Raw genomic sequence first — 11,597 nt, forward strand, 5'->3', positions numbered from 1 at the left:
TGCGGCTCGATTTCGCCACTTCTCCACTCTCCCTCCTTGCGGGGGAGAAGTCGGTCCTGAGCTTGTCGAAGGATCCGACAGAGCGAGGCTTCACCGCTTGTTGGTGCTATCGGCCGACATAAGGTGCCCCCAATGCATTCTCACACCGACTTGATCGCGCCGCCGTCGCAGCGGATCAGGCCGCCGGTCACGTAGCTAGCCGGCACCGACACCAGGAACGCGGCGACGGAGGCGAATTCGTCGACGGTGCCGTAGCGGCCGGCGGGGATCGAAGCGCGGGCGGTTTCGCGGATGTCTTCGACTGGCTTGCCGGTGCGCTTGGAATTGGCTTCGTCGAGCTCATCGACCCGCTCGGTCTGGATGCGGCCGGGCAGGAGCATGTTGAAGGTGACGCCCGCGCTTGCGTTCTCGTTAGCCATCGATTTCGACCAGCCGACCAGTGCGGAGCGGAGCGCATTGGAGAGGCCGAGATTGGGGATCGGCTGGATGACGCCGGAGGATGCGACGGTGAGGACGCGGCCGAACCCCTGCTCCTTCATCGCGGGCAGGAAGCGCTGCGTGATCGCCATCACGCGCAGCACCATCGTGTCGAACTGCTTGGCCAGAACCTCGAGCGAGGCGTCGGTCATTGCGCCGGGGGGCGGGCCGCCGGTGTTGTTGACGAGGATGTCGATGCCGCCAAGCTTCTCGGCAACTGCTGCGGCGAGCGTATCCACGACGCCCGGATCGGTGAGGTCGGCTTCGACGAAATCGGCCTTGCCACCAGCTTCGCGGATCGTCGCGACGGCGCGTTCCAGCTTGTCGCGGGAGCGGCCGGACAGCAGCACATGCGCGCCTTCTTCGGCGAGCTTGGTGCCGATGCCGAGACCGAGGCCGCGTGTGGAGGCAAGCACGAGCGCGCGTTTGCCGGTCAATCCGAGATCCATGATGCTCTCCTTTTTCATTATTCGGGCCTCGGTATAGCCGCCGGGAGCCGTGAACAACAAGCGGCGCGGCGATTGTCCTTGGCCGACCGGCTCTGCTAACGAGGATCAACGTTACAGACTTGCGAGACCTCAATGACCGAACTGACCATCCGCCGCCCCGACGACTGGCATTTGCATCTGCGCGACGGGGCGATGCTGGAGGGCGTGCTGCCGCACACGACGGCGCATTTCGCACGCGCGATCATCATGCCGAACCTGGTGCCGCCGGTCGTCACCGCCGCCGATGCGCGCGCCTACCGCGAGCGTATTCTGGCCGCTCGGCCGGATGGGTCGGATTTCGAGCCGCTCATGACGCTCTATCTGACGGAAACGACCGACGCCGACGATCTGGCGGACGCCCATGCCAGCGGTCTCATAACGGCGGTAAAGCTCTACCCGGCCGGCGCGACGACCAATTCGGCGAGCGGGGTGCGCGACATCGACAAGGTCATGCCGATCCTGGAGCGCATGGCATCGATCGGGCTTCCTCTTTGTGTCCATGGCGAGGTCACGGATGCGGCCATCGACATCTTCGACCGGGAAGCGGTCTTCATCGAACGGGTGCTGGCGCCCCTGCGAGCGAGACTGCCGGAACTTAAGATCACGATGGAGCACGTCACGACGAAGGATGGCGTGGATTACATCAAGTCGTCCTCCAGCAATCTCGCCGGGTCGATCACCACCCACCACCTGATCATCAACCGAAATGCGATCCTCGCAGGCGGCATTCGTCCGCATTATTACTGCCTGCCGGTCGCAAAGCGCGAGACGCATCGCCTGGCGCTGCGCGCTGCCGCGACGTCGGGCGACGCGCGGTTCTTCCTCGGCACGGATTCCGCGCCGCATGTGGATGCCACGAAGGAATGCGGCTGCGGCTGTGCCGGCATCTTCACCGCCACCAACACGATGCCGCTGCTTGCGCATGTGTTCGAGGAGGAGGGCGCACTGCACCGGTTGGAGGCGTTCACCTCGCTTAACGGCCCGGCCTGGTACGGCCTTCCGGTCAACTCTGGCACGATGACGCTAACCAAGCGCGCCGAGCCGGTCGCTTACCCAGCCAAGATCGAAACGGGCGCCGGGCCGGTCACGCTCTTCGACCCGATGTTCCCGGTTCACTGGGATGTCGTCTGACGGGTAGCGCCACGCATCGCTTGCTGCTAATCAACCGGCGCCCGGTCTTCCCGCCCGCCCGATCAGACAGTCAAGGATCCGCCGATGTTCGCCAACAGCTTCCCCGACAAGGATGTGGCCGCCGAACTCGTCGCGAAAATGCTGCTTGAGATCAAGGCGGTGCATTTCAAGGCGGACGAGCCCTACAAGCTCGCATCGGGCATGCGCAGCCCTGTCTATATCGACTGCCGCAAGCTCTTGTCCTACCCGCGTGTGCGTTCCGCCGTCATCGATTTTGCCGCTAGTACCCTCCTGCGCAATGCCGGGTTCGAGCAGTTCGACTGCATTGCCGGCGGCGAGACGGCCGGTATCCCCTTCGCGGCCTTGCTTGCCGATCGCCTCGGGCTGCCGATGATCTATGTGCGCAAGGCGCCGAAGGGCCACGGCCGCAATGCCCAGATCGAAGGCCACATGCCGGAAGGCGCGCGCGTGCTCGTCATCGAGGACCTGACGACGGCCGGCGGCAGCATGTTCAAGTTCATCGACGCGATCCGCGCAGCTGGCGGCGTCGTCGACCACGGTATCGCGCTCTTTTTCTACGGCATCTTTCCCGAAGCCGAGCAGCGCTTCGAAAACGGCAATGTGCGGCTCCACTATGTCTCCACCTGGCGCAATGTGCTGGCCGTTGCGCGCGAACAGAAACTCTTCGACGAACAGACGTTGTCGGAGGTGGAAGCCTTTCTCAATGCGCCGCTTGCATGGTCGGCGCGCAATGGCGGTATTTCCGAACTGCCGCAATCCTGATTTTCTTTTCTTAGCTCAAACATTCAACGAGGGAGACAGGCCGTGACGAAGCCGAAGCTCTTGATCGTCGGTGCCGGTGGCGTCGGCCAGGTGACAGTTCACAAGGCAGCCCAGTTCCGCGCCGAGTTCGGCGGGATCGTTCTCGCAGCACGCAACGCGGATAAGCTCGCCGCAATCGCGCAAGAGGTACAGGAGCGTTGGGCTGCGCCAGGCGAGGGTGCCCTGATCGAGACGACGGTCATCGACGCGCGCAACCTCGAGGACGTGAAACGCGTGATCGCCGAGACCAGCGCGCAGATCCTGATCAATGTCGCGTCGCCCTATTGCAACGAGACGCTCCTCGACGCCTGCCTGGCCACAGGCACGCATTATCTCGACACCGCGCTTGGCGAGGACGAGCATGTCGAGGACATCAAGGCGCCATGGTATTCCTACGTGGAGTGGCCACGCCGCGAAAGGTTCGCCGAGAAGAAGCTGAACGCATTTCTCGGCATGGGTTTCGATCCAGGCGTCGTGAACATCTTCTGCGCGCATGCGCGCAAGCATCATTTCGACAGCATATCCTCGATCGACATCATCGACGTCAATGCCGGTAGCCACGGCAAATATTTCGCGACCAATTTCGATGCGGACGTCAATCTGCGCGAGGTGAAGGAAGACGTGATCACCTGGGAAAACGGTGCGTGGAAGACCATCCCGCACCATTCCGAATGGATGGACGTCACCCTGCCGCAGGTGGGCTCGCACCGCGTCTATTCCATGGGGCACGACGAGCTGCAGTCGCTGGCCTACACCTTCCCCGGCACCGAGCGCATCACCTTCTGGATGGGCTTTGGGGAACATTATCTCAAAGTGTTCAACGTCCTCGACAATCTGGGACTCACGTCTTCGATTCCGGTGGAAGTCGATGGGGTCGAGGTGGCGCCGAACCGTCTCGTGAAGGCGCTCCTGCCGGATCCGTCGTCGCTCGCACCGGACTACGAAGGCAAGATCTGCATCGGCTGCGACATTCGCGGCGTGATGGATGGTCAGGAGAAGCGGCTCTTCATCTGGTCGAATTGCGACCATGCGGAAAACTACGAGGAGGTCGGCAGCCAGTCGATTTCCTATTCGACCGGCGTTCCCGTCATCACCGCGATCCGGCTGATGGCGAACGGCACGTGGAACCCTCAGACCATGACCCATATGGAGGAGCTGGATCCCGATCCGTTCCTGAAGCTGATGCCGGAAACGGGCATCGACTGGCACGAGACGGAGCTGCCGCTCGATGGCTCCTGGCCGTTCACCAAGCCGGGTGCGGCCTGATGGCGGGTAATTTCGAGCGCTTCGATCCCAGCCGTGTACCGAGCCCCTGCTATGTCATCGATCTCGCCAAGCTCGAGGACAATCTGAAACTGCTGCAATCCGTCGGCGAGCGCGCAGGCGTGGAGATCCTGCTCGCGCTCAAGGCGTTTTCCTTTCCCGGCGCTGGCGATCTGATCGGTCGATATCTGTCGGGAACGGCGGCCAGCGGGCTTTACGAGGCACGTCTCGGGCGCGAGCAGTTCGGCGGCGCGGTCCACACCTACGCACCCGGGCTTTCGGCCGCCAATATCGACGGGATTCTCGAACATTCCGATCACGTCATCCTGAACTCGCTCCATCAGTGGCAGCGTTTCCAAGGAAAGCTTCAAGCCGCATCGGGCGTTGATTTCGGATTGCGCATCAACCCGGGGCATTCGGAAGTGGCGCAACCGCTTTACGATCCGTGTGCACCGTGGTCGCGGCTCGGCGTACCAGCCGACGCGGTCACCGCAGAGGATCTCGCGCCTTTCGAGGGTCTGCACATTCATGCGCTGTGCGATCATGATTTCGATGCGTTCGACCGCCTGCTGGGCGCCGTCGAAGAGCGATGCGCGCATCTTTTCGGTGCGGTTCGCTGGATCAATCTCGGTGGCGGGCTGCTGATCACCGAGGAGGATTTTCCGGTCGATCGGTTGGTCGAACGATTGCAGGCTTTTCGCGAAAGGACAGGCCTCAAGGTCTATCTCGAGCCTGGCACGGCGGTCGCTTTGCATGCCGGCGCGCTTGTTGCCGAATTGCTGGATATCGCCGAGAACGGAGCAGCCATCGGGATTTTGGATGCTTCGGCAACCTGCCACATGCCCGATGTGATCGAAGCGCCGTTCACGCCGGAACTCATTGGCGCGACAGCTCTGCCGCGTGGCTTGGCAGCGTCCGAAGCGGATGATCTGACGATGCGGCTTGGAGGACCGACATGCTTGGCTGGCGATGTCGTCGGCACCTATCGCTTCGAAACGCCTCCCAGGATCGGCGATCGGCTCGTCTTCCTCGATCTCGCCTATTACACGATGGTCAAGAACACGACCTTCAACGGAACACCGCTGCCGTCCATCGCCACCTGGGATGCACGCACCGAAACCGTGGAGATCGTCAAGACGTTCGGCTACGAGGATTTCGAGCAGCGGCTGGGCTAGCCACGACCGGCGGAATTGATTAAATCGATTGAATGCTTGGGAGGGATGCGATGATCGTCTGCTGTGGAGAAGCCCTGATCGACATGCTGCCGCGCAAATCGGTCACCGGAGAGGACGCTTTCGCACCCTATGCGGGTGGGGCGGTTTTTAATACGGCGATCGCTCTTGGGCGCTTGGGAATTCCCACCGGCTTCTTCACGGGTCTCTCCTCCGACATGTTCGGCGATGTCCTGCGAGCAACGCTCGACAGCTCTCATGTCGATCACAGCCATTGTGCGACCCTCGACCGGCCGACCACGCTCGCCTTTGTGAAGCTCACCAACGGCCATGCGAGCTACGCCTTCTTCGACGAGAATACCGCCGGGCGGATGATCACCGAGGCCGACTTGCCGACGCTCGGTGCGGACGTGAAGGCGCTGCATTTCGGGGCGATCAGCCTGATACCGGAGCCCTGCGGTGCGACCTATGAGGCTCTGATGAAGCGAGAAGCGGCACGCCGCGTGATCTCGCTCGACCCGAACATTCGCCCTGGCTTCATCCGTGACCGGCAGGCGCATCTGGAGCGCATGAACCGGATGATCGCCATGAGCGACATCGTCAAGCTGTCAGACGAAGATCTGGCCTGGTTTGGCTTCGACACGCCTGAGGCGGCAGCCGCGCAATGGTTGAAAATTGGCCCATCGCTGGTCGTGGTCACGAAAGGGGCCGAAGGCGCAGTCGGGCTTTCGATCCGCCACCGCGTCAGCGTGCCGGGCAATCCTGTTGAGGTGGCCGATACGGTTGGGGCCGGCGATACGTTCAACGCGGGTATTCTGGCGTCGCTCGAATGTTCGTCCTTGCTTACCAAAAGCTCCATCGCAGAGCTCGGCGAGCAGGCGATTGCAGACGCGCTCACCCTCGGCGCGAAAGCCGCCTCGGTAACCGTCTCGCGCCCGGGCGCCAATCCGCCCTGGGCGCACGAAATCGGATTTTGAGCATACCGCTCTAGGCGTCAGGCGCCGCGCAGGTCCCGGATCGTTTTCACGAGCCCGAGTGTCGAGGCATCGTGGCCTTCGCCGGCATCCTTGCCTTCGACGACGGGCAGCAGGCCGGTGGCGAGCTCCTTGCCGAGCTCCACGCCCCACTGGTCGAAGGCGTTGATGCCGAAGATCTGCGCTTCGACGAAGACACGGTGCTCATAAAGCGCGATGAGGCGGCCGAGCGCTTCGGGCGTCAGCCTGTCATAGACGAGCGTGATGGAAGGGCGGTTTCCGGTGAAGACCCGATGCGGCGCGATACGGTCGGCGTCTGCATCGGAGGCGCCCTTGTCCTTCAGCTGCTGGCGCGCTTCGGCGAACGTGCGGCCGCGCATCAGCGCTTCCGATTGCGCCAGGCAGTTGGCGATCAGCAATTGGTGCTGATGCGCAAGATCGGGCTCGTGACCGTTCGCCGCGATCATGAATTCCACCGGGATGATGTCGGTGCCCTGATGCAGCAGCTGGAAGAACGCATGCTGGCCGTTGGTGCCCGGCTCACCCCAGACGATGGGCCCGGTTGGCGTATCGACAGGAGTCCCGTCGATGGTCACGCCCTTGCCGTTCGATTCCATATCCAGTTGCTGCAGATAGGCAGCGAAGCGGGAGAGACGCTGGTCGTAAGGGATGATCGCGCGCGAAGCGTAGCCGCAGGCAACGCGATGAAAGAATCCGATCAGGCCGAGCAGCATCGGCAGGTTCTGACGGATCGGTGTCTCTGCGAAATGGCGATCCATCCCGTGGGCGCCATCGAGGAAGCGGCCGAAATTCTCCGCGCCGACGGCGATCATCAGCGGCAGGCCGATGGCCGACCAGATCGAATAGCGTCCGCCCACCCAGTCCCAGAAGCCGAAGGTGCGGTTCTCGCTGATCCCGAAGGCGGAGACCTTGTCGAGCGCGGTCGAAACTGCGCAGAAGTGATCGCCGACGGCCGCTTCGCCGAGCGCTTCCACCAGCCAGCGGCGCGCCGTCTGCGCGTTGGTGATGGTCTCGATGGTCGTAAAGGTCTTCGACGCGATGATGACGAGCGTCGTCTCGGGATCGAGCGGCTTCAGCGTGTCGGCGATGTGCGCGCCGTCGACATTCGAGACGAAATGCGCCTTTGGCCCATCATGATAGGGCGCGAGCGCCAGCGTCGCCATGGCCGGGCCGAGGTCCGATCCGCCGATGCCGATATTGACGATGTCGGTGATCTTCTTGCCGGTCGCGCCGCTGGCCGCGCCAGTGCGGATGGCCTCGGCGAAGTCTCCCATCGCTGTCAGCACGGCCTGCACGTCGCCCATGACATCCTTGCCGTCGACCACGATCGGCTTGCCGGAACGATTGCGTAGCGCCGTATGCAGCACTGCACGGCCTTCCGTCTTGTTGATCGCCTCGCCGGAAAACATCGCGTCCCGCCTGGCCTCGACGTTGCTGTCGATGGCGAGCTGTTCGAGAAGCGCGATGGTCGCATCGTCGATGCGGCATTTGGAATAGTCGAGCACCAGATCGTCGAGCCGAGCCGAAAAGCGTGTAAAGCGCGACGGATCCGCCTCGAACGCTGCGCGCATATCGGCCGGAGCCGCCGTTTGCGCATGGGCTTTCAGGGCGTCGAGCGTGGTCTTGCGAGCATCTGCGGTCATCGTGCGGGCCTGTTTTGCTTGGGGGGCTGGATCGTTCTATGCGCGGTCTTAAAGTGCTGTTCAAGGGCAATGAGGCTTGGCAAAAATTGCCAATGCATGGTGAATGGCTTACGTTGATGCCGAGAACGGAGCCGACCCATGCCGACGATGAATGTGAGCCTCACGGCTGAATTTGCTGAATTTGTGGAGCGGGAAATCGCAAGTGGAAGCTACATGTCCGCAAGCGAGGTCGTGCGCGATGCGTTGCGCATGATGAAGCGCGACCACGAGATGGAGGCGGAAAAACTGCATCTGTTGCGGCTTGAGTTGGAGCGGGGGCTCAACGAGAAAGAGCAGCGTCAGTTTTCCAGCCGCTCCGTGGACGCGATCTTTGAAGAGGCCGTTGAGAACGGCACGCAATGAAGCTGAGGCTGACGCGACAGGCCGATGCCGATCTTGCGGCCATAGCGCGCGACACCATACGCCTCTTCGGCGTCAACCAGGCACTTCGATATCGCGACATCATAAAAGAGGGGCTGGCGATGCTGTCGCGGGAACCAGATCGCCCAGCCACGCAGGATCGATCCGAACTCGGCTTGAATATTCGGTCTTTCCACCTTCAGCATGCAGCGCATCGACGCAGCGGCGCTGCCCACATCGTTTACTTCGTAATGGATGCAGAGAAGGAAGAGATCGTCGTCCTGCGCGTTCTGCATGAGGCGATGGAGCCAAAGCGGCGGTTGACGTCCGCTTTGGCTTTGAAGGAATAACCCTATTCGTCGCGCAGCTTGCGGCGCAGGATCTTGCCGACATTGGTCTTCGGCAGTTCGTCGCGGAACTCCACGTATTTTGGGCGCTTGTAGTTGGTCAGGCCTTCCGCGCAGTGCTTCTTCACGTCTTCTTCGGTCAGCGACGCATCCTTCTTGACGACGTAGAGCTTCACGACCTCACCGGAGTGCTCGTCCGGTAGGCCGATGGCGGCTGCTTCGACGATGCCGGGGTGGGACACGGCGACTTCCTCGACCTCGTTCGGATAGACGTTGAAGCCGGAGACGAGGATCATGTCCTTCTTTCGGTCGACGATCTTGGTGTAGCCGTCCTCGTCCATGTAGCCCATGTCGCCGGAGCGGAAGAAGCCATCCGACGTCATCACCTTGGCGGTCTCGTCGTCGCGCTGCCAATAACCCTTCATGACCTGCGGGCCGCGGATGCAGATTTCGCCGACGTCGCCGATGCCGAGATCCTTGCCGTCCTCGTCGCGGATGGCGATATCCGTGGAGGGCAGGGGCAGGCCGATCGTGCCGGTGAATTCTGCCCGATCGAAGCGGTTCGCGGTGGCGACCGGCGAGGTTTCGGAAAGGCCGTAACCTTCCGAGATCGGGCAGTTGGTCAACTGATGCCAGCGCTCGGCCACCGGACGCTGCACGGCCATGCCGCCGCCGAGCGTCAGGATGAGGTTGCTGAAGTCGAGCTTCTTGAAATCGTCGTTGTTGAGCAGCGCATTGAAGAGCGTGTTGAGGCCCGGGAAGATGTGGACCTCATATTTCGCAAGCTCCTTGACGAAGCCCGGAATATCGCGCGGATTGGGGATCAGGATGTTCTGCGCGCCCTGATCGATGCCCATGATCGCGTTCACCGTCAGCGCGAAGATGTGGTAGAGCGGCAGCGCGCAGACGAAGACCAGCCGATCCGGCCGCTCCTTGTTGAGGAAGGCCGCCTGCAGCCAGAGATTGATCTGGGCACCGTTCGACAGCACGTTCGAATGGCTGAGAACCGCGCCCTTGGAAACGCCCGTCGTCCCGCCGGTATATTGCAGGAAGGCGATATCGTCCGGCTTGACCTTGGCGGGCGTGAAGGCCTTGCTGCGCCCTTCGGAAAGCGCGGTCTTGAAGGGAATGTGGCCGGGCAGGTTCCAGGCCGGCACCATCTTCTTCACCTTGCGAACCACGAGGTTCACGACGTGGCCCTTGAGGCCCATCATGTCGCCCATGGTTGCGACGCAGACGTGCTTGACGTCTGTCTTGGCGACCACTTCCTGCAGCGTGTGGGCGAAGTTTTCGAGGATAATGATCGCCTTGGCGCCGGAATCCTTCAGCTGATGCTGGAGTTCGCGCGGCGTATAGAGCGGATTGACGTTCACGACGACGAAGCCCGCGCGCAGCACGGCTGCAATGGCTACGGGGTTCTGCAGAATGTTCGGCATCATCACGGCGACGCGGTCGCCCTGCTTCAGGCCCTTGCTTTGCAGCCATGCACCGAGCGCGGCGGAATGGGTGTCAAGATCGGCATAGCTGATGGACTTGCCCATGCAGGTGAAGGCTGGCCGCTCGGCAAAACGCTTGCATGCGGTTTCGATCAACTCGCCGATGGAGGCGTAGGCCAGTGGCCCGATGTCAGCCGGCGTGCCCGGCGGATAGGAGTTAAGCCAGAGCTTGGCGGAGTTCTGGTCGGTTGTCCTGATATTTTGTTCCACGATGCCCTCCCGGTATCTTGTGGTCTTTTTGGCATTCCCCTCAAACCTCGGCGCCGTCCCACGCTGGTTTGTGAGGCTAGCAGGATTTGCCGGGTGTGACACCCGCACCGTCCGCGCTAATTAATCTGACTTTGACGTAAACGTCGCCCGCGCGCAACTGTCTGAAACAGGGCCGGCGAGGTTGTTGACTCTTTGCTGAAGCTGAGTCCTAAATAGAACATAGCATGAACATTGAAATTGACCTCCAACCGACGATCGAGCCTGATCTCCATGTCTTCCACCCTTTCCCAGCTCAAGCGGCAACTGGCTGCACTGGAACCGGCGCGATCGCCGGGAGAGAAAGGCTTTACGCTTGGCCTCGATCAGGTCGATGCAGCGTTGGGTGGTGGGCTTCCGCGGGGGTGCCTGCACGAAGTTTTTGCCCATGAAGTGGGTGATGCGGGTGCGAGCGCCGGGTTTGCGCTTGCGCTTGCCCTGCGCGCTGCCGGAGAGGGGCGGCACATCGTCTGGGTGCGGCATGCATTTGCGGTGCTGGAGCAGGGCGATCTCTATGCGCCCGGCCTTGCGCAGTTCGGCATCGATCCGGACCGGGTTCTGCTGATCTCGGCAAAAAGCGAAACGATGGTGCTGCGGGCAGGGCTTGAGGCCTTGCGGTCCCCGGCTCTTGGCGCCGTTCTCCTGGAAATCTGGGGCAAGGCAGGGTTTCTCGACCTGACAGCCAGCCGCCGCATGATGCTGGCGGCCTCACGTTCCGGCGTGACGGGTTTCATCCTTCGGGCGGCGGGGCAGCCGCAGCCCAGTTCTTCACTCACCCGATGGCAGGTAAGGGCGGCACCCTCGGTGGGGCTTGCGGCCGGGGCACCGTCCAATCCTGTCTTCGATATTCTTCTGGACCGTCATCGCGCCGGCATTGCGGGCGGGCGCTGGCATTTGGAGTGGAACCGTGACCGCAAAAGCTTCGATCTCTCCGCAGCACAGCCTGCCCGTTTCGACGAGCCCCTCGCAACACCCAAGCGAAGCGCCGCAAAGCCGCTTCCTGGCTCTGTGGTTTCCCTTCCTGTCGACCGACCGGCTGCATCGCCAGAAGACCAGAAGGCCTTCCGCAAGACAGGCTGAAGACGCGCCGAAAGAGAAAAGTAGCAGCCTGTCCAAGC

General features: G+C 62.2%; 11 protein-coding genes. 8 read left to right on the forward strand and 3 right to left on the reverse strand.

Translation table 11 applies throughout. The annotated features are described in order from the left end of the window. Positions 1-140 precede the first annotated feature (140 nt). Complete coding sequence (locus QQL76_RS01160) at positions 141-926, reverse strand: SDR family oxidoreductase (protein WP_499206014.1); 786 nt, start codon at positions 924-926, stop codon at positions 141-143. Between the two features lie 132 nt (positions 927-1,058). On the opposite strand from QQL76_RS01160, the gene pyrC reads away from it, so the two are divergent. The 5 genes from pyrC (at position 1,059) to QQL76_RS01185 (ending at position 6,330) form a co-directional block, all read left to right on the forward strand. After that, entirely contained in the window at positions 1,059-2,096 is a 1,038-nt protein-coding gene (gene pyrC / locus QQL76_RS01165) for a dihydroorotase (protein ID WP_499206015.1), read from the forward strand. Between the two features lie 84 nt (positions 2,097-2,180). Next, positions 2,181-2,879: an orotate phosphoribosyltransferase gene (locus tag QQL76_RS01170; RefSeq protein ID WP_499206016.1), complete on the forward strand. Its 699-nt coding sequence runs from the start codon at positions 2,181-2,183 to the stop codon at positions 2,877-2,879. Positions 2,880-2,921: 42 nt separating this feature from the next. After that, on the forward strand, positions 2,922-4,184 hold the full coding sequence (locus QQL76_RS01175) for a saccharopine dehydrogenase family protein (protein WP_499206017.1): 1,263 nt from the start codon (positions 2,922-2,924) through the stop codon (positions 4,182-4,184). Beyond that, a complete protein-coding gene (nspC, locus tag QQL76_RS01180) occupies positions 4,184-5,356 on the forward strand; it encodes a carboxynorspermidine decarboxylase (RefSeq protein ID WP_499206018.1) in 1,173 nt (390 codons plus the stop codon). Before QQL76_RS01175 ends, nspC begins: the two co-directional genes overlap by 1 nt. Before the next feature lie 50 nt (positions 5,357-5,406). Further along, positions 5,407-6,330, forward strand: coding sequence for a carbohydrate kinase family protein (locus QQL76_RS01185; protein ID WP_499206019.1), 924 nt, complete (start codon positions 5,407-5,409; stop codon positions 6,328-6,330). 17 nt (positions 6,331-6,347) lie between these two features. On the opposite strand, the gene pgi is transcribed toward QQL76_RS01185, so the two are convergent. Then, positions 6,348-7,991: a glucose-6-phosphate isomerase gene (gene pgi / locus QQL76_RS01190; RefSeq protein WP_499206020.1), complete on the reverse strand. Its 1,644-nt coding sequence runs from the start codon at positions 7,989-7,991 to the stop codon at positions 6,348-6,350. Between the two features lie 138 nt (positions 7,992-8,129). On the opposite strand from pgi, the gene QQL76_RS01195 reads away from it, so the two are divergent. Together QQL76_RS01195 and QQL76_RS01200 are read left to right on the forward strand one after the other, a co-directional pair. Then, positions 8,130-8,393 carry a ribbon-helix-helix domain-containing protein gene (locus QQL76_RS01195; RefSeq protein WP_499206021.1) on the forward strand — a complete coding sequence of 88 codons (264 nt, stop codon included), beginning with the start codon at positions 8,130-8,132 and terminating at the stop codon, positions 8,391-8,393. Then, positions 8,390-8,740, forward strand: a complete 351-nt coding sequence (locus QQL76_RS01200) for a type II toxin-antitoxin system RelE/ParE family toxin (RefSeq protein ID WP_499206022.1) — start codon at positions 8,390-8,392, stop codon at positions 8,738-8,740. Before QQL76_RS01195 ends, QQL76_RS01200 begins: the two co-directional genes overlap by 4 nt. 2 nt (positions 8,741-8,742) lie before the next feature. Here the strand turns inward: QQL76_RS01200 and QQL76_RS01205 are convergent, their stop codons facing one another. Next, the gene (locus tag QQL76_RS01205) at positions 8,743-10,443 is read right to left on the reverse strand and encodes a long-chain fatty acid--CoA ligase (protein ID WP_499206023.1); all 1,701 of its coding nucleotides are present in this window, start codon (positions 10,441-10,443) and stop codon (positions 8,743-8,745) included. 270 nt (positions 10,444-10,713) lie between these two features. On the opposite strand from QQL76_RS01205, the gene QQL76_RS01210 reads away from it, so the two are divergent. Next, a complete protein-coding gene (locus QQL76_RS01210) occupies positions 10,714-11,559 on the forward strand; it encodes an ImuA family protein (RefSeq protein WP_499206024.1) in 846 nt (281 codons plus the stop codon). The last annotated feature ends 38 nt before the right edge of the window (positions 11,560-11,597 follow it).

The sequence above is a fragment of the Rhizobium albus genome (assembly GCA_030160035.1).
Classification (GTDB): domain Bacteria; phylum Pseudomonadota; class Alphaproteobacteria; order Rhizobiales; family Rhizobiaceae; genus Georhizobium; species Georhizobium albus.